This is a genomic window from Streptomyces sp. NPDC102274 (genome assembly GCF_044766385.1).
GTDB lineage: Bacteria > Actinomycetota > Actinomycetes > Streptomycetales > Streptomycetaceae > Streptomyces.
The window spans coordinates 159772-185618 of the sequence record NZ_JBIWLW010000018.1; the positions used below are offsets into that span (position 1 = coordinate 159772).

19 protein-coding genes, 3 tRNA genes and 2 pseudogenes are annotated in these 25847 nt (G+C 70.1%); 7 read left to right on the plus strand and 17 right to left on the minus strand.

Going from position 1 to position 25847, the window contains the following annotated elements:
* Window positions 1-23: 23 nt before the first annotated feature.
* From ACIRQP_RS24125 to ACIRQP_RS24150, 6 genes are all read right to left on the minus strand, one after another.
* On the minus strand, window positions 24-1898 hold the full coding sequence (locus ACIRQP_RS24125; RefSeq protein WP_403893189.1) for a sensor histidine kinase: 1875 nt from the start codon (window positions 1896-1898) through the stop codon (window positions 24-26).
* On the minus strand, window positions 1895-2650 hold the full coding sequence (locus ACIRQP_RS24130; RefSeq protein ID WP_403893190.1) for a response regulator transcription factor: 756 nt from the start codon (window positions 2648-2650) through the stop codon (window positions 1895-1897). The genes ACIRQP_RS24125 and ACIRQP_RS24130 overlap by 4 nt, the downstream gene beginning before the upstream one ends.
* Window positions 2651-2731: 81 nt before the next feature.
* A complete protein-coding gene (locus ACIRQP_RS24135) occupies window positions 2732-3691 on the minus strand; it encodes an amidohydrolase family protein (protein ID WP_403893191.1) in 960 nt (319 codons plus the stop codon).
* An 18-nt stretch (window positions 3692-3709) separates the two neighbouring features.
* Complete coding sequence (locus ACIRQP_RS24140) at window positions 3710-4615, minus strand: DUF2797 domain-containing protein (RefSeq protein WP_403893192.1); 906 nt, start codon at window positions 4613-4615, stop codon at window positions 3710-3712.
* A gap of 280 nt (window positions 4616-4895) precedes the next feature.
* Window positions 4896-4968 (minus strand) — tRNA-Arg (locus tag ACIRQP_RS24145).
* Window positions 4969-5212: 244 nt separating this feature from the next.
* Window positions 5213-5303, minus strand: a tRNA-Ser gene (locus ACIRQP_RS24150).
* Window positions 5304-5496: 193 nt separating this feature from the next.
* Between ACIRQP_RS24150 and ACIRQP_RS24155 the strand changes: the two genes are divergently transcribed.
* A complete protein-coding gene (locus tag ACIRQP_RS24155; RefSeq protein WP_403893193.1) occupies window positions 5497-6012 on the plus strand; it encodes an SSI family serine proteinase inhibitor in 516 nt (171 codons plus the stop codon).
* A gap of 312 nt (window positions 6013-6324) precedes the next feature.
* Window positions 6325-10953, plus strand: a complete 4629-nt coding sequence (locus ACIRQP_RS24160) for a PAS domain-containing protein (RefSeq protein ID WP_403893194.1) — start codon at window positions 6325-6327, stop codon at window positions 10951-10953.
* Window positions 10954-11090: 137 nt separating this feature from the next.
* On the opposite strand, the gene ACIRQP_RS24165 is transcribed toward ACIRQP_RS24160, so the two are convergent.
* The 3 genes from ACIRQP_RS24165 to ACIRQP_RS24175 form a co-directional block, all read right to left on the minus strand.
* Window positions 11091-12737: a long-chain fatty acid--CoA ligase gene (locus ACIRQP_RS24165; RefSeq protein WP_403893195.1), complete on the minus strand. Its 1647-nt coding sequence runs from the start codon at window positions 12735-12737 to the stop codon at window positions 11091-11093.
* A gap of 169 nt (window positions 12738-12906) precedes the next feature.
* A complete protein-coding gene (locus ACIRQP_RS24170) occupies window positions 12907-13530 on the minus strand; it encodes a SigE family RNA polymerase sigma factor (protein ID WP_403893196.1) in 624 nt (207 codons plus the stop codon).
* A 430-nt stretch (window positions 13531-13960) separates the two neighbouring features.
* Complete coding sequence (locus ACIRQP_RS24175; protein WP_403893197.1) at window positions 13961-14275, minus strand: hypothetical protein; 315 nt, start codon at window positions 14273-14275, stop codon at window positions 13961-13963.
* Window positions 14276-14600: 325 nt separating this feature from the next.
* On the opposite strand from ACIRQP_RS24175, the gene ACIRQP_RS24180 reads away from it, so the two are divergent.
* The gene (locus ACIRQP_RS24180; RefSeq protein WP_403893198.1) at window positions 14601-15602 is read left to right on the plus strand and encodes a bifunctional DNA primase/polymerase; all 1002 of its coding nucleotides are present in this window, start codon (window positions 14601-14603) and stop codon (window positions 15600-15602) included.
* A gap of 85 nt (window positions 15603-15687) precedes the next feature.
* Here the strand turns inward: ACIRQP_RS24180 and ACIRQP_RS24185 are convergent, their stop codons facing one another.
* Together ACIRQP_RS24185 and ACIRQP_RS24190 are read right to left on the minus strand one after the other, a co-directional pair.
* Window positions 15688-16815, minus strand: a complete 1128-nt coding sequence (locus tag ACIRQP_RS24185; RefSeq protein ID WP_403893199.1) for an asparaginase — start codon at window positions 16813-16815, stop codon at window positions 15688-15690.
* A gap of 233 nt (window positions 16816-17048) precedes the next feature.
* Entirely contained in the window at window positions 17049-17432 is a 384-nt protein-coding gene (locus ACIRQP_RS24190; protein WP_403893200.1) for a hypothetical protein, read from the minus strand.
* Between the two features lie 615 nt (window positions 17433-18047).
* Here ACIRQP_RS24190 and ACIRQP_RS24195 point away from each other — a divergent pair.
* Together ACIRQP_RS24195 and ACIRQP_RS24200 are read left to right on the plus strand one after the other, a co-directional pair.
* Window positions 18048-18884 carry an alpha/beta fold hydrolase gene (locus tag ACIRQP_RS24195; RefSeq protein ID WP_403893201.1) on the plus strand — a complete coding sequence of 279 codons (837 nt, stop codon included), beginning with the start codon at window positions 18048-18050 and terminating at the stop codon, window positions 18882-18884.
* 22 nt (window positions 18885-18906) lie between these two features.
* Window positions 18907-19440, plus strand: coding sequence for a TetR/AcrR family transcriptional regulator (locus ACIRQP_RS24200; RefSeq protein WP_403893213.1), 534 nt, complete (start codon window positions 18907-18909; stop codon window positions 19438-19440).
* 222 nt (window positions 19441-19662) lie between these two features.
* Here the strand turns inward: ACIRQP_RS24200 and ACIRQP_RS24205 are convergent, their stop codons facing one another.
* Entirely contained in the window at window positions 19663-20364 is a 702-nt protein-coding gene (locus tag ACIRQP_RS24205) for an SDR family NAD(P)-dependent oxidoreductase (protein ID WP_403893202.1), read from the minus strand.
* Between the two features lie 71 nt (window positions 20365-20435).
* Between ACIRQP_RS24205 and ACIRQP_RS24210 the strand changes: the two are divergent.
* A pseudogene (locus tag ACIRQP_RS24210) lies at window positions 20436-21319 on the plus strand (LysR family transcriptional regulator).
* Window positions 21320-21547: 228 nt separating this feature from the next.
* Here ACIRQP_RS24210 and ACIRQP_RS24215 read toward each other — a convergent pair.
* The 4 genes from ACIRQP_RS24215 to ACIRQP_RS24230 all read right to left on the minus strand — a co-directional run bounded on the left by ACIRQP_RS24215 (window position 21548) and on the right by ACIRQP_RS24230 (window position 23958).
* Window positions 21548-22255 carry an SDR family oxidoreductase gene (locus tag ACIRQP_RS24215; RefSeq protein ID WP_403893203.1) on the minus strand — a complete coding sequence of 236 codons (708 nt, stop codon included), beginning with the start codon at window positions 22253-22255 and terminating at the stop codon, window positions 21548-21550.
* A 408-nt stretch (window positions 22256-22663) separates the two neighbouring features.
* Window positions 22664-22753 (minus strand) — tRNA-Ser (locus ACIRQP_RS24220).
* A gap of 150 nt (window positions 22754-22903) precedes the next feature.
* Window positions 22904-23278, minus strand: a complete 375-nt coding sequence (locus tag ACIRQP_RS24225; RefSeq protein WP_403893204.1) for a hypothetical protein — start codon at window positions 23276-23278, stop codon at window positions 22904-22906.
* Window positions 23279-23751: 473 nt separating this feature from the next.
* On the minus strand, window positions 23752-23958 hold the full coding sequence (locus ACIRQP_RS24230) for a hypothetical protein (RefSeq protein ID WP_403893205.1): 207 nt from the start codon (window positions 23956-23958) through the stop codon (window positions 23752-23754).
* A gap of 248 nt (window positions 23959-24206) precedes the next feature.
* On the opposite strand from ACIRQP_RS24230, the gene ACIRQP_RS24235 reads away from it, so the two are divergent.
* Window positions 24207-24590, plus strand: a complete 384-nt coding sequence (locus tag ACIRQP_RS24235; RefSeq protein ID WP_403893206.1) for a peptidase inhibitor family I36 protein — start codon at window positions 24207-24209, stop codon at window positions 24588-24590.
* A 667-nt stretch (window positions 24591-25257) separates the two neighbouring features.
* On the opposite strand, the pseudogene ACIRQP_RS24240 reads toward ACIRQP_RS24235, so the two are convergent.
* Window positions 25258-25467, minus strand: a pseudogene (locus tag ACIRQP_RS24240) (helix-turn-helix domain-containing protein); the annotation flags it as partial.
* Window positions 25468-25847: the final 380 nt, after the last annotated feature.

Sequence of the window (25847 nt, forward strand, 5' to 3'; positions counted from 1 at the left end):
CTCGACATTCGCGAGACGCGCTGTCACGGCAGTGTGGTGAGGCTGTGCCCTGTCTGTGAGTCACGGCCGCGTCCCCACGCACGCTGCTGACGCTGCTGCTGCCCATGTGAGGGATGGGTCCGCCCCGGCCTGGGCGGGCCGGGCAGACGCACGGAGAACACGGTCCGGCCGGGAACGCTCTGTACGGTGACGGTCCCGCCGTGCGCGGTGACGACCGCTTGGACGATCGCCAGGCCGAGGCCGGTGGAGCCGGCCGCGCGGGAGCGTGACGCGTCACCGCGCGCGAAGCGTTCGAAGACATGCGGCAGCAGCTCGGCCGGGATCCCGGGGCCGTCGTCCCGCACTTCGAGGACGACGGAGGATCCGCTGCCCGACAACCCATCGCCGCCGGACAAGCCACCGCCGTCCGGAAATCCCTCAACCGGGACTCCGTCGCCCGGGACTCCGTCGCCCGGGACTCCGTCGCCCGAGGACCAGACGCCCGACGACCACACATCCCATGGTCCGCCGCCCCAGTACCCGCCGTCGCTTCTGCGGACGCGTGCGGTGACGGTGGTGCCGGGCGGGGTGTGCGTACGGGCGTTGGCGAGGAGATTGACGAGCACTTGATGGAGGCGGGAGGCGTCGCCGTACACCGTGGCGGAGGGCTCGTCCGGCTCGGGCAGTTCGAGGCGCCAGTGATGGTCCTGTCCGGCGGCATGAGCGTCGCTCACCGCATCCACGACCAGAGGGGAGAGATCAGTGCTCTCGTACGAGAGCGGGCGTCCGGCGTCGAGCCGCGCCAGCAGCAGCAGGTCCTCGACCAGGCCGGTCATACGTTCCGCCTCGGCCTCGATACGTCCGAGCGCGCGCCGGGTGTCGGGGCCGGTCTCCTCGCGCCCGCGCCGGGTCAGCTCGGCATATCCCCGGATGGAGGCGAGCGGCGTACGGAGCTCATGACCGGCGTCGGCGACGAACTGCCGTACCCGCGTCTCGCTCTCCTGCCGGGCCGCGAGCGCGGAACCGACATGCCCCAGCATTCGGTTGAGCGCCGCACCGACCTGTCCGACCTCGGTGCGTGGGTCGGCCTCGGCGGCGGGGACCCGTGCGAGCGGGGCCACCTCACCGCTGTGCAGCGGCAGTTCGGACACCCGGGTGGCGGTCGTGGCCACGCGCCTGAGCGGTCGCAGCGCGACGCCGACGAGGGCACTGCCCGCGATACCGGCGGCGATCAACCCGGCGACGGTGACGCAGACCTCCACGAGCACAAGGGTGTTGAGGCTTTCCTGTACTTGAGCGGCCGGTATACCGACGAGGTAGGTCCCGTTGACGCCGCCGACGTACCGGACCCGGTAGTCGGCGCCCTCGGGCAGCGTGACGGTGTGGGCCTCGTCGTCCCGCGGGACGGCCGCCATGGCCGCCTTCTGCGCTTCGCTGAGCGGCGTCTCCGCGATCGGCGGCCAGTCGTTCTCGTCCTCCTGCAAGGCGCTCATCAGTCCCCGGCCGACGGAGCCGTCGGCCGTCAGCTCGACAGCGACCGTACCCACGGGCGCGCCGCCGCCCGTGACGATCTTCAGCGGGTCCCTGATCTCGGGGGCGGTGTCGGCCGGCCGGTCGCCGGCGCCCGTACGGTTGCTCCCCGCGCCGTCACCCGTACCGCTGTTCCCCGAACTCCTCGCGCGGTCCCCCGGCTCCTTCTCGGCACCGTTCGCCGCCTTTCCCGGCGGCGGCCCGGCGGCCCGCTTGGCGATGGCCTGCACCTGCGTGTCCAACTGGTCGTACAGATACGAGCGGTACGCGATCGTCGTGACCGCCCCGATCACCGCTCCGACGATCGCGATCAGCGTGACCGCCGACACGACGAGCCTGGTCCGCAAGGACCAGCGCCGCTTCGTCCCCCCTCGCCGGCGTCCCTTCATCGTGGGGCGTCGCCCGGCTCACCGGGCTTGATCAGATAGCCGGCCCCGCGCCGGGTGTGGATCATCGGCGGGCGCCCCGCGTCGATCTTCCGCCGCAGATAGGAGATATACAGCTCGACGACATTGGCCTGGCCGCCGAAGTCGTACGACCACACCCGGTCCAGGATCTGCGCCTTGCTCAGCACCCGGCGCGGATTACGCATCAGATAGCGCAGCAGCTCGAACTCGGTCGCGGTCAGATGGATGGACTGCCCGTCGCGGGTGACGTCATGGCTGTCCTCGTCGAGCGTCAGATCGCCGACGACCAGCAGCGACTCACTGCGCACGGCCGCCGCGCCGGACCGCCGGATCAGCCCGCGTAGCCGCGCCACGACCTCCTCCAGGCTGAACGGCTTGGTGACATAGTCGTCACCGCCCGCGGTCAACCCGGCGATCCGGTCCTCCACGGAGTCCTTCGCGGTGAGGAAGAGCACGGGCACCTGCGGCAGTTCGTGGCGCAGCCGGCCCAGGACCGCCAGCCCGTCCATGTCGGGCAGCATCACATCCAGTACGACGGCGTCTGGCCGGAAGTCCCGCGCCGTCCGCATGGCGCCCATGCCGTCGCCGGCGCTGCGCACCTCCCATCCCTCGTACCGCAGGGCCATGGACAGCAGCTCGGTGAGCGAGGTCTCGTCGTCGACGACAAGCACGCGGACGGGGCTCCCGTCCGGCCTGAGCATTTCGGTGCGCCCCCGGGGCGAGGTGATGGTCATGCTCTTCACCCTGAGGACGGCCTCTGAGATTGCCCTTTCCGCTTCCTGTGAAATCCCTGAGAAACGACCGCGGGCTCCTGACTAGCGGGCGGGGTCCGGATCCTCCGGATTCGGGTCCTGGCCCTGGGCGCCGGCGAGCCCGAAGAGCTGGGCACCGTTCCCGTAACAAACCGCCCGCAGCCACTCGTGCCCCAGCCCGAGCCGCTCCAGGGCCTCCAGCTGGTGGACGTACGCATAGGGGATGTTCGGGAAGTCCGTCCCCAGCAGGATCCGGTCCCCCAGATCCGCGAGCCGCGCCGTCGCCTCCCCGGGGAACGGCGCGAAGTCCTCGCTGAAGTCCGTGAACGCCATGGTGGTGTCCAGCCTGACCTCCGCGTACCTCTCGGCGAGATCCAGGAAGTCCACGTACTCCGGCATCCCGAGATGCGCGACGATCAGCCGCAGCCGGGGATGGCGCGCCAGCAGCCGCCCCACCGGCTCGGGCCCGGTGTACTTGCCGGGCGCGGGGCCGGAGCCGCAGTGCATCACCACCGGGACGGCGGCCTCGGCGAGCAGCCCCCAGACCCGGTCGAGCCGCTCGTCGTTCGGGTCGTACGCGCCCACCTGGAGATGCGACTTGAAGATCCGGGCGCCGCCGATCCCGGCGCTGCCCTCGACGGCCTCGCGTACGTACGCCTCGACGCCGTCCTCCGGGAAGAGCGTGGCCGTCCGCAGACAGTCCGGCGTACGCGCCGCGAACCCGGCGGCCCAGCCGTTCAGCCACTCCGCCATCCCCGGCTTGTGCGGGTAGAGCATCGAGGTGTACGCCCGCACGCCGAAGGCGCGCAGCAGGGCGACGCGTTCGTCCTCCTCCTGCCGGTAGGAGATGGGCCACTCCCGCCCGACGAGCGGCCCGGCGGCGTCGAAGTAGGCCCAGACCTTCCTGAGGACCCGCTCCGGCATGAAGTGCGTATGTACGTCGATGAGGTCCGGGAGCCCCGTCCGCTCCCGGAACCGCCGTACAGCCTCGATGCCATCCTCGCGACCGGCTATATCGGCCATACCAGCCCACTTTCCCCTTCAGAAGAGCCCGTCCTGCACACCGCCGCTGTGCACGTCCCTGACCGGCACCGTGACCAAGCCCGCGCCCCCGCCCGCGCCCACACCCCCGCCGTCGCTCGCCGCCGATGTCAACTCCCACCCGCTCATCAGCCGGGTGTCCAGCACGATCATCCCGCCGTCCGCCGTGGCGAGGTGCAGATCGGGCCCGGCGGCCGCGACCAGCCGCCCCGCGACGCGCCCGCCGTCCACCAGCTCCACCACCACGCCGGTGGCCGGCGCCAGCCCGTCCAGACCGAAGGCCCCCGCATGGTCGACGGCCTCGAACTCCATCCGCTCCAGCGACTGCGGCCACCCTTCCAGCGCCACCGCCCGTACGTACAGCCGCTCGATCTCGGCCACCCGCTCCGCCAGAACCGGCAGGCCGGCCCGTACGGCCCGCTTCCGCGCGTACGGGATACGGTCCGGCACCCCCAGCGCCCTGCGCAGCAGCTCCTCGGTCCGCCGCGCGGCCATCAGCGGCCCGCGCCCGAGCCAGCTGAACGCGACCGCCCCCTGCTCCAGAAGGCGCGCGGGCCCACGCTCCTCCGCGGTGATCCCGACCTTCACCATCCCGGGCCCGAACCACGCGAGATAGACGCGGTACGTCCGCGGATCATCGGCGATGGTGTCGGCGGCCACGGAGTGCGCCCGGTCCAGCCGCGCGCACTCGGCACACTGCCCACCCGTACCGCGCCCGGCGATCAGCGCCCCGAGCGGACACACATTCCCCCGCGCCCCGGCGCACATACGCGCCCCGACGACACGAAACCCCAGGTCACGCCCGTACCCCAGCACGCTCTCCCGCCGTGCGCCACCCTCGTCCCGCCGCCATCCGAGCGCGGGCACCCCCTCGCTCCAGCGAAGCCCTTGGCACTTCCACCTCATAGCGCTCAGGATGCCAGCCGCGGACAACATGGGCGGGACGAGGCGTGGAGGGATACCGGGTGAAGACTCGACCACTTCGCTGAATAGATCCGCGCCCGGATGCCCTCGCCCTGGAGGCCAAGCCCCTCCAACTCGCCCCGGGCGCGGCGGTCATCCACCCGATCCGTACCGCGTTCGACACCAACTGCCCGCGACGTGAGACCGGAACCGGGGCAGCGGTCCGCGACCCGACCAGCAACGCGAAAGGCCCCCGGATTCCTCCGGGGGCCTCTCACCTGTGTGCACTCGGCAGGATTCGAACCTGCAACCTTCTGATCCGTAGTCAGATGCTCTATCCGTTAAGCTACGAGTGCTTGGCGTTCCGGGCTTTTCTTCCCGGTCGGCGTTGCGGGAACAACATTACATGACCTGTGGCGCCAGGTGAAATCCATTCGCAAGACCACAGCTGACCTGCGAAAACGCCTCAGATTCGACCTCGGAACCGCGCGGCGGCGGCCGTGCGGACGATCACTCCTGGGGGCGGTCACTCGTACGGGCCATCGTTGCCGGAACGGCCGAAGCCCCGGCCGTGGGGCCGGGGCTTCGGTGATCAACACGCGGAGGCGGAGGGATTTGAACCCTCGATGGGCTTTAAGACCCAAACCGCATTAGCAGTGCGGCGCCATAGACCGGACTAGGCGACGCCTCCAGCACACCCGCGCGGGCGCGGATGGTGCGTGCAGATGATGACACAGCCGGGTGGGGTGTCACCAATCGCTTCTCACGGTACTAGGCGGGTGGCCCACAGAGCAAAGCGCTTCCGCGTGCGCAACGCCGGGGCTTGACGCGCGTTAGAGAGGGCGGGGCGTTGGCCCCGGATCCGTCACCCGTCAGGAGCTTCCATGCTGCGTCGCCTCGTCCTCACCGCCGCCGCCTCCGTCGCCGCGTCCGCCGCCATGCTGGGCGGCGCCGCGCCTGCCGTCTCCGCGGACGCCTCGGCCCGCGCCGACACCGGCGCCTTCACCGAGACCGCCGGTTTCGGGCTCACGCGGCTCGCGCCCGTACCGCTGCCCCGAGCCGAAGCCGCGCCGGACGATTTCACCGTCACCGTCGCGGGCTCCGGGCTCCGGGGCGCCGACGGCACGTACCGCCTGAAGTGCCGGCCGGCCGGTGGCACGCATCAGTGGGCGCGGGCCGCATGTGACCGGCTGGCGCAGTTGGCGAGCGAGGACCGGGATCCGTTCGCGCCGGTGGCGAAGGACACGCAGTGCACGATGCTGTACGGCGGCGACGCCACCGCGCGCATCACCGGCACGTGGCAGGGGCGCGCCGTCGACGCCGCGTTCAACCAGAAGAACGGGTGCGAGATCGCCCGCTGGCAGACGCTGGAGCCGGTGCTGCCGAACACCCGGGCGTAAGCCGCCCGCGGTCCGTACGCGGCACTGGCCGCGCCGCCCGTCGGCTCATACAGGCGCCTGCCCCGACCCGTCAGGGCGGGCGCCGGACCGGGTAATACGTTCCACCATGAGGCAATTGCGAGGTGCGGGAAGCTGCGTGAAAGGCCAGTGGCACAGGCCATTCGCACACAACCCCTGCGAGAGCTCCCGCTCATCCGCCGTCGCGGCCGCCTCCCCAGCCCTTAGACTCCCTTCCGTGACAGGCCGGAACCCGAGGGGCAAGATGGGTGCCGCGGTCCGCAAGGTGCAGTGGTTCAGGGAGGAAGCGTCGTCGTGAGCAGCAGGCCATCCCGAGGCGCTGCTCGCCTCGCGGCGATACTCGACGCACTCCCCGACGGCTTGGTGCTCGTCAACGCCAACGGCACGGTCGTCAACGCCAACACCATCGCGCTGGAGATGTTCGAGACCCCCGGCACCGCGCTGGTCGGCCGCGGGCTGCTCGATCTGCTGCCCGAGTTCGACTCCAAGCTGATCCCCGGTTCGATGCGCCGCCCGGAAGCGGCGGACGCGCGCGGCCGTACGAAACCGACGCGGATGATCGCGCGGCGTACGGACGGCGGTGAGTTCCCGGCCGAGGTCACCAGCGCGAGCCTGGAGGACGGCCGGGACGCGTACAACGACTCGCACAGCTACACCGGCGACGAACTGCTCATGCTGGTCGTCCGCGATCTCTCCGGCACGATGGACACCGAAGCCGAGCTGGCGCGCTCGCAGCGGCAGACCGAGATGATCCTGCGGGCCGCGTCGGAGGGTGTCGTCGGTACGGACACCGACGGCCGCGTCGTCCTCGTCAACCCCGCCGCCGCGCAGATCCTCGGCTTCCGCGCCAGCGATCTGGGCGGCCACCAGCTGCACCCGCTGATCCTGCACTCGCGCGCGGACGGCGAGCCCTTCCCGTACGAGGACTCACCCCTCGCGGACACGCTCAGGTCGGGCCGCAAGCACCGGGTGCGCGGGCAGGTGCTGTGGGCGAAGAGCGGCAAGCAGGTGCCGGTCGATCTGACGACCGCGCCGGTCCGGGACGGCGATCAGCTCGTCGGCGCCGTGATGACCTTCACCGACCGGCGTCCGTACGACGAACTCACCGAGCAGCACGCCACGGCGCTGGCCGCCGCGGAGGAACGGCACGCCTCCGAGCTGACGGAGACGACGGAGCGCCTCACCACCGAGCTCACGGACACGACCGCACGCCTCCGCGCCGAGCTGGCGGAGACCACCGAGCGGCTGCGCGCCGAGCTGGACGAGGCGACCGAACGGCACGCGGCGGAGCTCGCGGACCGCAGCGACCGGTACGCGGCCGAGATCGAGGAGCTGACGGAGCGGTACGGCGAGACGTCCGACCGGCACTCCCAGCTCACCGCCGTGCTCGGTGAATCGCTGCGCGGGCCGCTGGTCGAGCTGCGCGGCGAACTGACCACGCTCGCCGCCGACCCGGCCGGACAGCTCTGGCCCGAGGCCAACCAGATCCTGCACCATCTGGCCGCCGGCTACTCGCGGATGACGACACTCGTCGACAACGTTCTCGGGTATCAGCGGCTCGACGCCGGTACGGAACAGCTGATCAAGACCAACGCGCTGCTCGACGGGGTCGTGGCGGCCGGTGTGGAGGGCGCGGTCGAGCTGATCGGGCCGGGCCGGGCGCAGTTCGCGGTGCACGCCCCGCCGATCGAGGCCGAGGTGGACCCGGGCCGGCTGGCGACGGCGCTCGCGCATCTGATCGCCGATGTGGCCGGGGTCGACTCGACGGGCCGGGCCAGGCTGGTACCGGGCGGCGGATACGTCGACTCGACGATCGTGGTGGCCGCGGCGCAGCGCGGCGATGTCGTACGGATCGAGGTGCGCGGGCCGTTCGCCGGCGGTGATCCGGTGCATGAGCCGATCGTGCGCGGGATCGTACGGGCGCACGGCGGGGTGCTCCAGACGCACGACATGCCGGGCATGGGCGGCAGCGCCTATGTGCTGGAGCTGCCGCTCGGCGAGGGCGCGGGTACGGTCAAGCCGCCCGCCGGGATGCCGGGGTCCGCACAGCCCGCCCTGCCCGCGCAGGGAACGGGACCGGGCGCGGGGACGGGGACCTCGGGCGGCGGCAGGCGCCGCGCGCGGCGGGCGTCCACGGACGCGTTCCTGGCGTCGGCGACGGAGACGGGGGACGCCGGGGAACCCACGGGACGGCGCCGGGCGCGGGCGGCCGAGCCGGGTCCTGAAGCCGGAACGGCCGGAGCCGGGACGGAGGGCGGCGGTCTCGGGGGCCCGGGAGTCCACGGGAACCAGAACCAGGGGATCCAGAACCAGGGGAATCAGCAGAATCAGGGGAGTCAGGGGAACCAGGGAGTCCGGCAGGACCTGATTCCCGCACAGGGCTCCGGCGGGGGCAGTGGCACGGGCCGCCGACGCGGCCGTCCGAGCCCCGCTGACGACGTGGCGGCGGCCGCTGCCGCCGGGCCTGGTGCCGGCGGACCGAGTGCCGCCGGGCCGAACCCGGGGTCCGCTGTCGCGCTGCCCGCCGCCCCGCCCTCCGAAGGGTCGGTCGTGACGGCCGCCGAGGGTGCGCATCCGACCGGACGGGCGGCGCTCGGCCAGGCGGTCCCGCCCCAGGGTGTGCCCGCGGATGCCGCCGCCGGGACGGGGCGCCGGGCTCGGCATGGAGGCCAGGGCGGTCAGAGCGCCCAGGGTGGCCGGGGCGGCCAGGTGCAGCGGGCGCTACCGGCGTTGCCGGCCGGGCCCATGACGCCCGCCGCTCCAATGACGCCCGCCGCTCCAATGACCCCCGCCGCTCCAATGGCGCCCACCGCTCCGATGACGCCCACCGGACCCGCGTCCGGACCCGCGTCCGCGCCCGTACAGCCGATCGCTCCGGCGGGGGTCGCGGCCCCCGCCTCGCCCGGCGCCGCGTCACCGGGACCGGCATCCGCTCCGGCACCGGCACCGGCACCGGCACCCATGCAGATGCCTTCAGCTCAGCCGACGCCACCGGCCGGGCGCCGTGCCCGCCGCGCGCTCGCCCCCGCGCAGGAGCGGCACATCCCCGTGCCCGCCGAGCCGGAGGGCGCGCGCAGTCCGTTCGCGCTCCCGCCCGCCGAGGCGGACCGCACGCCGGCGCCCGGCCTCGGTCACGGTCACGTCGCCCCCGTCGCCCCGCCCGCGCCGGGCGGTTCATTGCCGGGCGGTTCGTCGCCGGGCCGCCATGACGCCGTACGGACGAATCCGGGCGACGATCACACCCCGCCGCAGCCGCACCCGCTGCCGTCCGGGCGCAGGGGGGCTTTCGCCGAGACCGAGGACGCCCCGAACCCGAACGCCTGGGGAAACCCCGACCGGACTCCGCCCGGCCGGTCCGCCCGCGACCACGATCACGGCCATGGCGCGAGCCCGGCGTCCCATACAGGCCCCGCGTCCCGTACCGGCTCGGCATCCGGTACCGGCCCGGCGTCCCATACGGGCCCGGCGTCCAACGACCAGGGCATGCTCACGACTTCGGGCTTTGGCACGATGGCCCCGCCCCCGGGCTGGCCCGACGACCCCGCCACGGGCAACACCACCGGCAGCGTGTCGGTCCCGCCGGCCGCCCGTACCTCCCCGGCGCCCGAAGCCGCGCCTGAGGACTCTTCCGCCCAGCGCCCGTCCTCGCCGGCCGGCGTCGCCGCCGTACCGAATCCCCGGCGCGGCGCTCATCAGCCCCTCCCGCCCGCGCAGCCCCTGCCCGAAGAGGCTCCCGTCTCGCCGGATTCCACACAGGGGCGGGCCTTCAGCGTGCGTACCCTCGGCCAGGGTGTCCCGTTCGCGCAGCAGCTCCCCCACCAGCAGAACCAGCCCCCGGGCCAGGTACCGGGCCAGATCCCGGGACAGGCGCCGAACCAGCCCCCGAACCAGCCGCAGTCCCTCGGCTCCGGCCGCCGCCGCAAGCTGGGCACCCCGCCGGACGGCACCGAACGCCCCGACCCGGCCGGTCACGGCACCGGAGCCGGTACCGGTGCGAGTTCCGGCCCCGGCGCGCACCCCGCCGTCGGCGCGGCACAGGGCGGTTCGCGCCTGCCCCACGCCCACGCCCACGCCGAGGGACGTTCGTACGCGATAGGGGCGCCCGACGAGGGCGCCGAGGGCCCCGAGCCGCTGGACGGCCCGGGCGGCGCGGTCGAGGTGGCCAACCGCCCCCAGCCGCGGCCCGTCGACGACGAACTCCCCCCGGAGCCGCTCGACAACCCGCGTCGGCTGCTCGTCTGGCCCGCGCCGGACGTGTCCACCCAGCAGGCGCTGAGCGACCGCGGCTACCGCCCGGTGGTCGTGCACTCCCGCGAGGAGGTCGACGCGCAGATCGCCGCGTTCCCGGCGGCGCTGTTCGTCGACCCGCTGACCGGGCCGATCACCCGTACCGCACTCCAGTCGCTGCGCCAGGCCGCGGTCGCCGCCGAGGTCCCCGTCCTGGTGACGGCGGGGCTCGGGCAGGCCACCCGCGAAGCGGCGTACGGCGCCGATCCGGCCGTACTCCTCAAGGCCCTGGCCCCGCGCGACAGCGAACAGCACCCCTCGCGCGTCATGCTGATCGAGGAGAACGAGGAGATCGCGCTCGCCCTGACGGAGACGCTGGAGCGGCGCGGCATGCAGGTCGGGCGGGCCGCCACCGACAACGAGGCGGTCCTCCTCGCCACCCAGATGCGGCCGAACCTGGTGGTCATGGACCTGATGCAGGTACGCCGCCGACGCGCCGGAATCATCGACTGGCTGCGGGCGAACGGCCAGTTGAACCGGACGCCGCTGGTGATCTACACCTCGGCGGGAATCGACCGGACGGAGCTGCCGCGGCTCGCCTCCGGGGAGACGGTGCTGTTCCTGGCCGAGCGCTCCACCAGCGACGAGGTGCAGTCCCGGATCGTGGACCTGCTCGCCAAGATCGGCACGAACTAGGGCGTGTTGGGCCGAGACGGATACGAGAGACGGGTACGAGAGACGGATATGTGCCGGGGCGGGGCGCCGGGGTGGGGCGCCGCCCCGAAGACAGCAGCCGCTCCACCCCGTGCCGACCACAGCTCCCAAGACAGGCCCTAGACGCGGGTGACGTCCAGCTCCCCGTCCGCGTACTGCTTGCGGATCACCTTCTTGTCGAACTTCCCGACGCTCGTCTTCGGCACGGCGGACACCACCGTCCACCGCTCCGGCAGCTGCCACTTCGCGATCCTCCCGGCGAGGAACTCCTTCAGTGACGCGTAGTCGGCCGTCGCCCCGTCCTTGAGAACGACCGTCGCGAGCGGTCGCTCGCCCCACTTGTCGTCCGGTACGGCCACGACCGCCGCCTCCGCCACCTCCGGATGGGCCATCAGCGCGTTCTCCAGCTCGACGCTGGAGATCCACTCGCCCCCGGACTTGATGACGTCCTTGGCGCGGTCGGTGAGCGTGAGATAACCGTCCGGGCTGATGGTCCCCACGTCGCCGGTCTTGAGCCAGCCGTCCTCGCTGAACTTGTCCTCGGGCTTGATCTGTTCACCGCCCGCGCCCCCGTAGTACGCCCCGGCGATCCAGGGACCTCGTACCTCCAGCTCGCCGGCCGACTCACCGTCCCATGGCAGGAGGTCGCCACGGGGCCCGGCCAGCCGGGCCTCGACACCGGCCGGGAAGCGGCCCTGGGTGATGCGGTACGGCCACTCCTCCTCGGCGTCGAGCCCTGCGGGCGGGTTGGACATCGTGCCGAGCGGCGAGGTCTCCGTCATGCCCCAGGCGTGGCAGAGCCGTACCCCGAGTTTGTCGTACGCCTCCATCAGCGAGGGCGGGCAGGCCGCGCCGCCGATGGTGACGCGAGCCATCGAGGTCAGATCGCGCGGGTGGGCGGTGACCTCGGCCAGCAGCCCCTGCCAGATGGTGGGGACCGCGGCGGCGTGCGTGGGCTTCTCGCGCTCGATCATCTCGGCGAGCGGGGCGGGCTGGAGGAAGCGGTCGGGCATCAGCATGCTGACGCCGGTCATGAACGTGGCGTGCGGCAGGCCCCACGCGTTTACATGGAACTGCGGGACGACGACCAGCGTGGTGTCCTTGTCCGTCAGCCCCATCGACTCGGACATGTTGACCTGCATGGAGTGCAGATAGATGGAGCGGTGGGAGTAGACGACGCCCTTGGGTTCGCCGGTGGTGCCGGAGGTGTAGCACATGGCCGCGGCGGACCGCTCGTCCAGCTCGGGCCAGTCGAACGTGGTGGGACGGCCCGCGATCAGCTCGTCGTAGTCGTGCACCCGTGCGGTCGCTCCGTCGAGCAGGGCGCGGTCGCCGGGACCGGAGACGATGACGTGCTCGACGGTCGGCAGATGCGGGAGGAGCGGGGCGAGCAACGGCAGCAGCGACCCGTTCGCGAGGATCACTCGATCGGCCGCGTGCTGGACGATCCAGATCAACTGCGCGGGAGGGAGCCGGAGGTTGAGGGTGTGGAGGACCGCTCCCATCGAGGGGATCGCGAGATACGCCTCGACATGCTCGGCGTTGTTCCACAGGAGGGTGGCGACCCGTTCGTCGCCGACGACTCCGAGCTCGTCACGCAGGGCATTCGCGAGCCGCGTCGCGCGCGCGCCAACCTCGGCGAAGCTGCGGCGCTGTGGCTCGCTCTCGCCGGTCCAGGTCGTGACGTGCGACTTTCCGTGGATGGTCATCCCGTGGTGCAGGATGCGGGTCACAGTCAGCGATACGTCCTGCATGGTGCTCAGCACGGCGTCCTCCCGGTGGGCGCTTGCGCTACGTGGCAGTTAACGGTTGCGGAGATTCTGCGCACGTACCGCGCGGTATGTCACTACCCGGGAGTAGAAACCACGGTCGGAAGTCGGAGTCCACGACCAGGAGTTGCCACGCGTCCGCTGATGGCCCGGCCGGGCCCGGCCATCAGCGGACGGGCGAGAGCTCCGGGTCCTCGCGGAGCTTTCCGAGCGCGCGGGACACCGCGCTCTTGACCGTGCCGACGGAGACACCGAGCACCTCGGCGGTCTGGGCCTCGCTGAGATCCTCGTAATAGCGCAGGACCACCATGGCCCGCTGGCGATCGGGAAGCCGCATCACCGCACGCCACATCGCGTCGTGCAGCACCTGCTGCTCGGCCGGATCGGGCTCCGGCTGACCGGCGGGCTCGGGCAGCTCCTCGCAGGCGAACTCGTCGACCTTGCGCTTGCGCCACTGTGAGGTCCGGGTGTTCAGCAGGGCGCGGCGGACGTAACCGTCCAGCGCCCGATGGTCCTCGATCCGGTCCCAGGCGACATACGTCTTGGTGAGGGCCGTCTGCAGCAGGTCCTCCGCGTCGCACGGATTGGAGGTGAGCGAGCGCGCCGTACGCAGCAGCACGGGCCCCCGCGCCCGTACGTACGAGGAGAACGACGCGAAGTGCGGGTAGGGCGAGAAGCCCGCGGGGCCGGCGTGGGCGTTGTGGCCGGTGGACGGCGGGTGACTCGGGTACGACAAGTGCGCGGCCGGCTTGGCGGCTTGTGAGGCGCTCGTGCAGACAGGCGTGGTCATGGCTCCACGCTAGGAGCGAGGCCCACCTCGGGGGATCGGCCCCAGGTCCCGAAGCGGTCTCCGCCTCAGGGTGTACTGATGGTGCTGGCTCCACCTCCTGTAGGTGGAGGAGGGGACGAGGAGACCATCAGGGTCATCCCGGGGAGGGACGGATCGGCCACCGTACGGGAGCGGCCAGTCACGGGAGCGCGATCAGTCACGCGAGGGCCATCGGCCGCGCATGCCCGTCAGCGCCGGTGACATGCCGGAGAGACGCCGGGTGAGACGTCGCGTAAGGCCTCGGGTAAGGCGTCGACAAAACCCCGGCGAGACGCCGGTAAGACGCCGGTAAGACGCCGGTAAACAGGGAAAACGCCCTGCGCGACGGCACCGGAGTACCGCCGCGCAGAACGTATCTCACCCCTCAGTCACGCCCCCGTCGGGCCGTACTTCACCACCAGAGGTTGTTGAAGGTCACCGCGACGTTCTCGTTGGACTGGTCGATCGTCGTGAAGCCCGAACCGATCACATTCGCCGTGTTGTTCTGATTGGACGCCCCTTCGCCGGTCGCCACCTGCTGCGTCGTCGTCGAGTTGCCGAGGTTGTGTCCGCCCACCCCACTGCCACTGATCGTGGCTACGGTCGCATTCGATCCGTCATCGGAGAAGGCGCCGTTGTCAGCCTGGGCAACCCCCGTGAAGAGCGCGGCGGCGAGGGGCAGCGCGGCGAAAGCGGCGAAGGCGCGGGCGGTGCGGAAGTTTGCCATGACATTTCCTCCAGGAACCAGAAGTACGGCTTGTCCCGAGGCAGTTGGCCGACTGTCTCGGTCGTGGTGACGACGTCGCGACCTCAGAATTGCCCACCGAATCCCCCGCGAACCAGCCCGGAGGCCCTGATTCCCTCGCAAGCGTGAGGACATGTCGATAAACCCCTAATGCGCCCCCAAAGCCCTGGCCCACCCTCGCCGAGATGTCCGGATCCGAACCGCGATCCCTTCCGCCACCAGGGAAGAAGCGTTTCGACAGCTCCTCGCCCTCCCCCCTCGGACCACCCCCCTTCCCTTCTTCGAACACTTGTACGAACATAGACCTATGGCCATCACCGCCCGGCACACCGCCACCCTGGCCCTCGCGCACGCGCTGTCCGCCGCCGAGCGTGGGCTCCCCGTCTTTCCGCTGTCACCCACCAAGCTCCCCGCGCTGCGTTCACCGCACAGGGGCGAGCCCGAGCCGGTTCTCTGCCGCGGCGAGTGCGGGCGTCCGGGCCACGGCGTACACGACGCCACCACCGATCCGACCGGCGTACGCTCCCTGTTCGCCGCCGCACCCTGGGCCACCGGCTACGGCATCGCCTGTGGCAGGCCGCCGCACCACCTCATCGGCATAGATCTGGACGTCACCCCAAGACCGAACTCGGGACCGAACTCGGGGCTGGCAACGGAATCGGCCTCGGGCCGGGCCACGGAATCGGCCTCCGAAGCGGCCTCGGAACCGGCGCCGGGCTCGTCCTTCGACGCACCCCCCGACTCGGTGGCCGCGCTTCAGCAACTGGCCCTCCAGCATCTGTTCACGCTCCCGGAGACCGTGGTGATCCTCACCCCCAGCGGCGGCCGCCACATCTGGCTGACGGGCCCGCCCAACGTCGTCGTACCGAACTCCGCGGGCCGGCTCGCCCCCGGCATCGACGTACGCGGCGCGGGCGGCTATCTCGTAGGCCCCGGCTCGGTCACGGCGCGGGGGGCCTACCGGCCGGCCCCCGGTACAGACGGCCTGGCGCCCGCACCCTGCCCCCGCGCCCTGCTGCGCCTGCTCACACCCCCTGCGCCCGCTACGCGCGCTCAGCACCGCCGGCACCGCTCCGGCGCAGCGCGGGAAGAACCCCCGCGCGGCCACGGCCTGGTGCAGTTCGTACGCGCGGCGCACGCGGGCCAGCGCAACACCCGGCTGTTCTGGGCCGCCTGCCGCGCGTACGAACACGGCTTCGGCGAGACGTTGATGGAACCCCTCGTCGACGCCGCCGTACACACCGGCCTGACCGAACAGGAAGCCCGCGCGACCATCGCCTCGGCCGCCCGCCTCACCGCGGGCCCCTGACCCGGACGACGCCGGAGGGCGCCCCCGTGACGCGAGGACGCCCTCCATGGACAGAACACCTGGGTCCTGTCCGGCCGGACAGGACCTAACCCCGGCTCTTGAACTCGGCCGTCCCCAGGGTGGTGAACCAGCCGCGCATCGTGTCCACGTCATCGGTGGCCGCGAGCGCGAGCAGAAGCAGGATGCGGGCCTTCTGCGGGCTGAGATCGGCCGCACCGATCACGGGACCGTCCGCCGTGTCGTCGTAGACGGCCCCGTTGCCCGTACGAGTCGTAGAGGCGAACACCACTCCCTTCTTGGCCGCTTCGGTACGCGCCTTGCTCATGGCCGGGGAGATACCGCCCGCGCCCGTTCCCGCGGTCACGACGCCGTCCGCGCCGGAGTCCGCGAACGCCGTGACGGCCTCGCCGCCCGCGTCCTGGTAGCTGTAGGCGATCTCCACCTTCGGCAGGCTCTTCCCGTCGCCCGCGATCTTGTCGAGGTCGAACGGCGTCTTCCAGCTCGCCTTGCCGCACTTGTCCACCCGCGCGGGCGCCCGGTTGATCCGGACGCGGTCCTGGTCCACCACGCCCAAGGCGCCGCCGGCACCGCTGTTGAACGTATCCATGCGCAGCGCGTCCGTCTTACGGACCTCACGAGCGGCCTGGATCTCGTCGTTGAGCATGATGACGCTGCCGAAGCAGGTCGTCCTGCGACCGGCGGCGAGCTGGATGGCGTTGTACAGGTTCGCCGGACCGTCGGTGCCGATGACGGTCCACGGGCGCATCGAGCCGGTGAGGATCACCGGCTTGTCGCTGCGTACGGTCAGGTCGAGCCAGTACGCGAACTCTTCCATCGTGTCCGTACCGGTGGTGACGACCGCGGCGTCGTTCGAGCGCAGTGCTTTGTCGACCGTCTGGGTCAGCCTGCGGTAGTCGGCTATGGAGTAACCGCTCGAACCCTGGTTGCCGAACTGCACGGTGGAGACGTCCGCGATCCGGTCCACCTCGGGCTTGAGGTCACCCACCAGCTCGGATATGGGGAGTTTGCCCGCCTGATAGTCCTGAAAGTCCACCCGGCTCTCACTCACCCCGGCGATCGTCCCGCCGGTGCCGATGACCGCGACCTTGGGCCGCTTGACCGGCGCCTTGGTCTGCTCGGCGGCGGCGGCCGTACCTGCCGTCAGGGCCATCACGGCCGTCAGCAGGACGGTTCGACGCAGGATTCCTCGCATACTGCACCCCTTCTCCGGGATCGATGAGACTGACCGGGCCGCCGGGATCGCCGGTGATGCCGAGAATGTCTGGAATATCGGGAATGCCTGATCGGATGGATCAAGCAGGGTCCGGGAGAAAAGGTGACCGAGTCGCATTTCGCGCCACGCCCCGCCCAGTTAATTCGGCGTTTCCCGATGCTGACGCCAGGAAGCCGCTCAACAGCCGCGGACGGGACCGCGACCGGCACCCTTCACTCGGACTCGGCGATCAGGTCGGCGACTTCGCGCGCGGTCCATCGGCCGGCCGCACCCGGACACGCCGCGAGATAGCGCGCGACGGTGCCCACATCCCAGGCGCCCGCTTCCAGCAGACCGGAGCCCACAACCCTGACGTAGGACGCCGAAGGCTTGTTCCACTCCAGCTCGCCCACGCTCCAGGGAGCGGTGAAGGTGAGCACCGGAACCCCGTCCATCTCCCCCGGACAAACGAGCGTTTCGTACCGCCCGCCCCCGAGCACCGACCGCCCCTCGCCCAGTGCTTCCGCGAGGTCGAGATCAGCCCCCGGCTCCCGGTACATCTCCTGCGCCGCGATATCCGAGAACTGCCCGACCGAGACAAGGTGCGCCCTCGCCAACACCCTTCCCCTGCCGCCGGGATCGCAGAACGCCCTCCCGCCTCCCCAGACGGTCGACCGGGTGGCGAAGTACATGACGCCGCGGAGTTCCACGGGCACGGAGACGCTCGGCGGTCGCTTGTCCCTGCACCCGGGATACGCCCTGGCGGCACCCGGCGGCCGGCCGCCCGCGATGTAGCACGAGAGCCGCTCACGGCACGTATTGGAGCCGTACGACGTGTACCAGACCTGACTCGGCGGAGCGCTTCCGCGCTCTCGCGGCTGAATGGCGCGGGGGCTGATCACTGATCCACCGATCACTCGTCACGGCGTCCGTCACGGCGTCACGGCCGTTTCAACGCAACGAACACCCATCCTCGCCGAAACCAGCATCCACTGCCGCACCCCGGCAGACGGCTGGTCTGCCGTTGATCCCGAGTACACGCAGCGCGGGGACGGCCGTGTCCTCCCGGCCGTGTCCTCCCGGCCGTGTCCTCCCGGCCGTGTCCTCCCGGCCGTGTCCTCACCTGCCTCATCCCCATGGAAGGGACCGCCATCGCATTCGTCGTTGACAAGGTTGGCTAACGAGACTAGCTTTTAGCTAACAAGATTAGCCAACGAGATCTGAGGGATGTCATGACCGAGTACCTGGCCGTCGACGGCGGCACGATCGCTTACGAAGTGGCGGGGTCCGGCCCGCTGATCGTTCTCGCGCACGGTATGGGCGACAGCCGCGCCGCGTACCGTGCCGTGATGCCGCCGCTGGTGGCGGCCGGCTATCGGGTCGCCGCGGTCGATCTGCGCGGCTGCGGCGAGTCCGGCGTCGACTGGCCGGCCTGGAGCCGCACCGCCATCGCCGGCGATCTGCTCGCCGTGATCCGCCACTTGGGCGGCCCGGCCCTGCTCGTCGGCCACTCGATCTCCGGCGGCGCCGCCACCATCGCCGCGGCGCGGGAGCCCTCGCTGATCACCGCGGTTGTCGAGTTGGCGCCGTTCACCCGCAAGCAGTCGATCCGCCTCGGCGACCTGCGGGTGAAGCGCTTCCGGCGGGGCATGCTGCGGCTGCTCGGCTCGGGCGCGTTCGGCAGCCCGCCGCTCTGGCGCTCGTACCTCGACGTCGCCTACCCGGGCGTGAAGCCGGCCGACTGGACCGAGCGGCTCGGCCGCATCGGCTCCCTGCTGCGCGAGCCGGGCCGGATGAAGGCCATGCAGGGCATGGGCCGCAGCGCCCCGACCGACGCCGGCGCGCAGCTCGGCAACGTCCGCTGCCCGGTCCTGGTCGTCATGGGCACGCTCGACCCCGACTGGGCCGACCCGCACGCCGAGGGTTCGGCGATCGTCGATGCCCTGCCGTCCGGCCTCGGTCGCCTTGAGATGATCGAGGGCGCCGGGCACTACCCGCACGACCAGTTCCCCGACCAGGTGGTTTCGCTCATGCTCGCCTTCCTCCGATCGGACGTCGCTCGTGCCTAGGGTCGGCCTGGACCCGGCGGCCGTGGTCGCGGCCGGTGCCGCCCTCGCCGACGAGGTGGGCCTCGCCGGCCTGACGATGGGTCTGCTGGCCGAGCGGGTGGGCGTGCGTACCCCGTCCCTGTACAAGCACGTGGGCGGCCAGGACGACCTCAACCGGCGTATCGCGATCTTGGCGTTGAACGAGGCCGCCGACGCCGTCGGCGGCGCGGTCCAGGGATACGCGGGCCGCGACGCCCTGGCGGCCGCGGCCCGCGCCTTCCGCGCCTTCGTCGTGGAGCACCCCGGCCGGTACGCCGCGACGATCGGCGCGGAACCGTCCGGCCCGGACGATCCGCTGGCCACCGCGGGTCAGCGGCTGCTCGACGCGTTCACGGCGGTCCTGCGCGGCTACGAGATCGGAGAGCCCGACGTGGACCACGCCCTGCGCATGCTCCGCAGCCTCTGCCACGGCTTCGCCACGTTGCAGGCGGCCAACGGCTTCCAGTGGAGCGCCGACATCGACGAGAGTTTCGAGTGGCTGATCGCCTTCACCGACCGGGGCCTGCGCGCTATGTGAGACCTCGCCCCGGCCGCCTCCTCCCTGTGGGGCACCGCCCTGCGGACCCCGACCGGCCGCACTGGCTCCCTCCCCCGGCGACCGGCCCCCTGAACGAGGACCTGCCCACGGTTCGCGAGGTGTCCGGCTGTCCAGGTGCCCCTGACGTGATCACGACATGCCGTGCGGCCCGCACATTTCGATGACGCGGCGCGGCGCTGGAACGCCCGGCGACCCGTTGCGCTACCACGGCACGGTCTGATCCTGGTAGTCGACGAAATGCAGGCCGCCCTCACCGGCATGCTTCTCGATCGTGTCCACGACCCCGGGGACACTCTCCCCGATCGTCAGGGGCGCGGCTGGACCTCCCAGGTCGGTCTGCACCCAGCCCGGACAGAGGAGCAGCATGGTGCGCTGATCGTCGGCGTGGCGCGCGGCGAAGCTACGCATCAGCTGGTTGAGCGCGGACTTGCCGGCCCGGTAGACCTCGTATCCCGCTCTGTCATTGAGCGTGAGGCTCCCTTGACGCGACGACATGACCCCGATGGTGCCGGCCGGCGGGACGACATCCTGAAATGCCTCTACTACGCGCATAGGGCTGAGTGCGTTGGTCACCATTACACGGTTGAATGTCTCGGTCGTCACATCGCCGATCTGGACATCGCCATTGGTGATCGCGGCATTGACGAAGAGCAGATCGAAAGCCGTGCCGGCGACCCGGGCGTGCAGTGCGGCAATCTGCTCGGGCACCGTGATATCAACCTTCTCGACAGTCAGTCGGCCGTCGGACGAGCCCGCCAGATCATTCAACTCTGTCCGTCTGTCGCCTCGGACGGTGGCTGTCACACACCACCCGCGGGACACGTACTCAGCGGCCATTGCCAGCCCGAGCCCGCGGGATGCCCCGAAGATGAGAGCGGTCTTCCGTGTTTCGTGGGTGGTCATGTAACCGATGACATCACCGAAGGCCGACGCTCGTCCAAGACCGATCCACCTCCTATCGATAACCTTCAGATATGGATCGATTGGAAACACGGGAGCTGGAGTACTTTTTCGCCGTCGCGGAGGAACTCCACTTCGGTCGTGCCGCCACACGGCTCATGATCGCTCAGCCGGCGCTGTCGAAGGCGATCCGACAACTCGAACAACGGCTCGGTGTCCGGTTGCTGGAACGCAGCAGTCGCCGCGTCTCCCTCACCCCGGCCGGAGAGGTTCTGTTCAGCGAGGGGCGACAAGCGCTGGACATGGTGATGGCCACGGCCCGCCACACCCAACAGGCAGGCAGGCCCGACGCACGCCTCGGACTGGTGATGAAACCAGGGGGTGACGGCGGCCTGCTGCCCGACATTCTGGCCTCCTACGAGCAGGAACCGGACGCTCCGGCCGTGGAAATCCTCTTCGGCGATGTCGTCGATCGCCCGAACCTGCTGCGCGACGGACGCGCGGACGTGGCACTGCTGAACTCCGCGCACGAGAACCTCCACGGGCTCAAGGCCAGGGCACTGCTGACCGAGCAACGCGTAGCAGTGCTGCCCAACTGGCACCGTCTGGCACGGCGAGTGAGCCTGCGCACCGTCGATCTGCAGGGCGAGACGCTGCCCGCTGGCACGGCGTGGCAGCCGAAGGTGAGACCGGGCCCGAAGTCGCCGACATGACCCAGCTGGTACAACTGGTCGCCCTCGGACGCACCATCGCGGTCTTGCCACGATCCGTCGCGGAGCCGTCGGGGCCCGACCTCGTATGTGTACCCGTCCTCGATTCGGTCCCCAGCACGGTGGTCGTCGCGTGGCCACCGGCCGCTTCCGCGCGGCACGTCGCGGCCTTCATCCGAGTCGCAACGACCGTGGCGGCCCACCGTCACCACATGAGCCAGACGCCGACAGGCGCTGAATCCCCCTGACAAACCCGCGCGTCCGACCACCCCGGCCCAACGCGCCGCTCCACACGACGAGACTCCGTCGTCAACGCGTTCTTCGACCTTGCCGGGCGATCATCACCGCGCGCAGAACACTGCTGCGACGGCACAGGAGGCCTGCGGGGAACTTCTGAGCGCGCACGGAGCCGGGCTGACGCGCGGAGGGGGCGGCCTCGGCCGCCGGCACGCCGCGAGGGGCGGCGTCGGGCACGATCAGACGTAGAGCTCCAAGTCGTGTGGCAGGGACGCCTTGACCTCGCGGGTCTCGTCGTCCGTGAGCACCTCCTCCTGCCCGTTCTCGACGGCGTCGAGAACCTGGCCGACGACGCTCTCCGGGCTGATCTTCACCTCGTCGTCGGGCACATTCGCCGACATGTCGGTGTCGATCCACCAGGAATGCACCCCGACGACCAGAGTCCCCTGTGGCCGCAACTGACGACGCACGGCATGGGTGAGAAGCCACGCGGCGGCCTTGCTGGCGCTGTAGGTGCCGTTGCGGGGCGAGGCGAACCAACTCGTGACGGACAGCATGTTGACCAGCGCACCTCCGCCGTTCCTCCCGAGGACCGGAGCGAAGGCCCGGCACATGGCCAGGGTGCCGAAGTAATTGGTCTCCATCTCGGCCCTGGCTGCCTCAATGCCCTGCTCGTCGAGAGGTTGCGTGGACCGGACCAGGCCCGAGTTGTTCACCAGCAGGGTGAGGTCGGAACATCGGGCCGCCGCGCGTGCGACGGAGTCCGGCGCGGTGATGTCGAGTTCGACCGGTTCCGCCCCGGGGATACGGACGGTCTCGGGGCGGCGGACGGCGGCGTAGACCTTGCGAGCGCCCCGGGCAAGAAGTGTGCGCGCGTACACTTCCCCAACTCCTCTGTTGGTTCCTGTGACGAGGCATGTCGCATTCCCAATCCTCACGGAACCCACCTCTAATACTGGAAAGCGCGTTTATCGGGAATTACGTGACACATTCCATGTGCCTCTGCGACCGCAAATCCAAACGTCGCCCTGAATTCCCGAGGAAAAGATCACGCTTCCGCTGCGCCCCGCGCCTGTGGGGTTACAGCGGCGTACGCGACACTCGATTCCTCCATGGAAAAGCGGACTTCTGTGATGTAGCGCCCCACCGCCGGGTCCTGGCCGCACCTGAGACGGACGAACGACGAAATCGACACGGGTCTGAGCAACGAAGATGACGGGTGATCCTGGCCCCACACATGGCCCACACGCACTGACCGACAACGGGATTCACACGGCCACGGTGAGACAGGCACACGCGAAGGGCACGCCCCCACGCATGGGGCGTGCCCTCTGGCCTGCACATTCTCTGAGCTGTGGCGGTGGGTGTGGGATTTGAACCCACGGTGACATCGCTGCCACGACGGTTTTCAAGACCGTTCCCTTAGGCCGCTCGGGCAACCCACCTCAGCCCCGCCCACCAGCGACGGAGCGGCTACAGCCTACCGGCCGCGAACGGCCGGAGGAGCCGTTGGTCCGTCCCTGGTCCGCAGGATTCGGACACGAGCCGCAGACGAGCCACCTCCAGGGTGCCATGCACGACCGACGAGACGGCCGTCAGGTTGAGGCACCATCGCCTTCACGCCGAGCGGCCGGGAGCAGGAGATCCCGCTCAGGATGGTGGTCGCCGGTGACCTTTCCTTGTACTCCGAGGTCCACCCGAGCAGCCTCATGGAACTCATTGATCTCCCGGAAGGCAGCACGGTTCCACGCCCGCCACTCCTCCAGGGTGCCTACGGTCTTCCCGGTCGCCTGCCAGTCGATCTCGCGAACCGCGGCATGCAGCTCGTGCGCGGCCTCAACGACCTCGTCACCACCGAGGAGCATGACTTGCTCGAATGACCGACCGCGGTCGCGCTCGGCCCCGGCCATCTCCGCGATCAACTCCGCCTCGGACTGCTCCGCTCCGGCGAAGCCCTTCCCGGTGCTCATATAGCTGCACTGCCAGAAAGATCCCCGCACGAACCCGATCGACGTAGCCCCCATAGGCGTCAAGCTTCCGGTCATCCCACCGCGTCAGCAGCTCCCGCCGATGCCGGCTTCGCTCCATCACGTAGTTGGTCAGATGCGCCGTCAACGCACCCAGCAACACGGCCGCGACAGTGACAAGTTGCTCGCCGGTCCCCAACTCGTCCCCCAGTCAACCAAGTCATCTAGATCTCTTGAGGATCTTAGGAGGGTGGTACTCCCAAAGGGCGCGGAACGACAGTGAATGGGGACAGGCAGAGCCGGTCACGGCTCGTGGGCTTCGGGCCGTGACCGAGACGGTGCTCCGACGATCGCCCGCTCCCGCTGCAATCGCTCTTCTACATGCCGACGCCAAACACAGTCGCTGCGAGCAGCACTGTTACGCCGTCTCCGGCAGCCAGCACGGGCTCGGCCATGGAGGGGTGCTGGTACGCCACCTACGCCAAGAAGGCACCAGCGAGGCGATGCTGCCGCTCTTCGTTGATCCGGGAGACGTCGGCGAGCATCCGGACGGCGAGCCGAGAGTCCGGGTTCTCCAGCGCGTAGCGCGAAAGGGCCATTTCAAGAACCAGGAACTCCGCAGCGCTCCCCACGGGATAGGAATAGCAGAAACACACAGTTCGCCCGAGCCGCGTAGTGGACATGCGACATAGGATGCGGCGCCGACTTCACCTATTGTCCTGTGACTGTGAGCCCGTATCAGCGTTGTGGGCTCGCAGGTAAGCAATCTGAGCTGCGTGCCGGTCCTGACCGTAAGTTCCTGACAGGTACTTAGCTTGAACTCGGCTCGATGTGCCAGCAATAACCATCTCAGGTATAAACCCAGACTCCTGCGCTTTTCGAGTCCACTTCGGAAGCCGCAGAACATCCCCAACAGAAAGAGATCTGCCAGGTGATACGCATCAGCTTGACGCGGAAGAAGATCATTGCAACCGTAGTGACGGCAGTGGCGGGTGCCACCCTCGGTTTGGTCACCATGGGCCAGGCATCCGCAGTCGAGCAGACGTGCGGTGGCTCCGGTTCGGGTCTCATGTGCGTCTATAGCGACGCCTACTTCCAGGGTGCGGTCGTACAGACCGGCACCAACAGCCACCCTCAGGCAATGAACGACGTGATCTCATCGATAGCGAATAACACGGACACGAGGATGTGCTACTGGGTGGATGCGGACTACCAGGGGAGTGGGATTATGCTCGCGCCGGGTCAGGCAGCTTACAACCTGGCCTTGCAGCTGCCCGATTACAATGACAAGATCTCGTCCTATGCGCCGTGCTGAGGCCGCGGCGAGCCGTACCGATGAGTTCGTAGGGGTGCGGGCGCCGAGGTTGGCTATAGATCGGGCGGTCTAAAGGTCCACTGATCGAGGACGGCTTAAGCCGCACCCACCACCCTTCGCGTCGCGCCGCGACAGAAGAGTAGCCGCACCCGCATCACGGGCCGACTCGAAAAGTACCGCTACTGCAGACAGCGGTCTTACTCCAAGAGGACCGAATGGCCCCCGCCGTGGCGGGGGCCATGCTCATGTCTCAGCTGAGCCTTGTGCGCCACGCAGGCCAGAGGAGGGCGCCTCCGGGTCTGGACCGCTCACCACGATGAGCGCCGAAAACCCTCCATTCAATGGCCTCCGACCCGGGATGTTCCGCAAAACGACCGTGAGTTTTCCTTGAATCACGATCGGCACACCGCTATGAGATCCGTGGCCGGCGCCTATTGATGCGGCGCACATACACCAGTACGTACATAGGCGCGCAAGCCCGGGGACAGATCTGATCAATGACCCGGGGGGGGAGAGCGGCTCACCTACGGCGTTACGGTTACCGTGGAACCCGACGGAGAGGCCATCGGATGCGCGGTCCCAGGTCAGAGGCGTTGACAAGTCCTGGACGGGAGTACGTGCGGCTCGCCCCAGGGACGCTCGGCAAGCCGGCCCTGGCTGCGGCATACGGTCCGGCGCGGACTGTGACGCGGACGGGAGGAGAGGTCCTTCATGCCCGCCTGCCCCGATTGCCGGTAGCGGCCGCCCACCGCCGGGCGGTCGTCGGCGAGACCTGGAAGCGTTCGGCCGCCCGCCGCAGCGGCCGGCCGTCCTCGACGACGCAGCGGGCCAGACGCAGACGCCCGGTCTCGGTCAGGGGTGCATTACCGCGGGGCATGAGGGCCTTCTGATCGTTCGTGTGTAGACGTCGCAATCCACACCGAACCCGGAAGGCCCTCACTCATTCAAGATCACCCACGCGTGATCACCGTCACCCACCTCCATGGACAGAACCCCTAGGCGGTCGAGCCGTCAACGACGCCGACCAGAGCGTGAAGCGGGCGCGGAAGCGTTCGCCGGCGCGAAGGCCGGCGCCGCAGGGGCGACGGTCGAGGGCTGGGTCGGCATCGGGGCCGAGGCCGAGGCGACCATCGGCAAAGGCGCAGATGGCGGATGGCACACAACGAGTCCGTGGAGCGTTTGGGTCAGGCCGTCACGTCGGTCGTGGTGGCCGGGCGCCGTGAGATCGGCTCCACGGAGGCACCCGGTTTCACGCAG

Coding starts and splice junctions, on each gene's coding strand:
- ACIRQP_RS24125 (WP_403893189.1), bottom strand. CDS start 1,898: ATGAAGGGACGCCGGCGAGGGGGGACGAAGCGGCGCTGGTCCTTGCGG.
- ACIRQP_RS24130 (WP_403893190.1), bottom strand. CDS start 2,650: ATGACCATCACCTCGCCCCGGGGGCGCACCGAAATGCTCAGGCCGGAC.
- ACIRQP_RS24135 (WP_403893191.1), bottom strand. CDS start 3,691: ATGGCCGATATAGCCGGTCGCGAGGATGGCATCGAGGCTGTACGGCGG.
- ACIRQP_RS24140 (WP_403893192.1), bottom strand. CDS start 4,615: ATGAGGTGGAAGTGCCAAGGGCTTCGCTGGAGCGAGGGGGTGCCCGCG.
- ACIRQP_RS24155 (WP_403893193.1), top strand. CDS start 5,497: ATGCTGCGTCGCCTCGTCCTCACCGCCGCCGCCTCCGTCGCCGCGTCC.
- ACIRQP_RS24170 (WP_403893196.1), bottom strand. CDS start 13,530: ATGACCACGCCTGTCTGCACGAGCGCCTCACAAGCCGCCAAGCCGGCC.
- ACIRQP_RS24175 (WP_403893197.1), bottom strand. CDS start 14,275: ATGGCAAACTTCCGCACCGCCCGCGCCTTCGCCGCTTTCGCCGCGCTG.
- ACIRQP_RS24180 (WP_403893198.1), top strand. CDS start 14,601: ATGGCCATCACCGCCCGGCACACCGCCACCCTGGCCCTCGCGCACGCG.
- ACIRQP_RS24185 (WP_403893199.1), bottom strand. CDS start 16,815: ATGCGAGGAATCCTGCGTCGAACCGTCCTGCTGACGGCCGTGATGGCC.
- ACIRQP_RS24195 (WP_403893201.1), top strand. CDS start 18,048: ATGACCGAGTACCTGGCCGTCGACGGCGGCACGATCGCTTACGAAGTG.
- ACIRQP_RS24205 (WP_403893202.1), bottom strand. CDS start 20,364: ATGACCACCCACGAAACACGGAAGACCGCTCTCATCTTCGGGGCATCC.
- ACIRQP_RS24225 (WP_403893204.1), bottom strand. CDS start 23,278: ATGAGCACCGGGAAGGGCTTCGCCGGAGCGGAGCAGTCCGAGGCGGAG.
- ACIRQP_RS24230 (WP_403893205.1), bottom strand. CDS start 23,958: ATGTCCACTACGCGGCTCGGGCGAACTGTGTGTTTCTGCTATTCCTAT.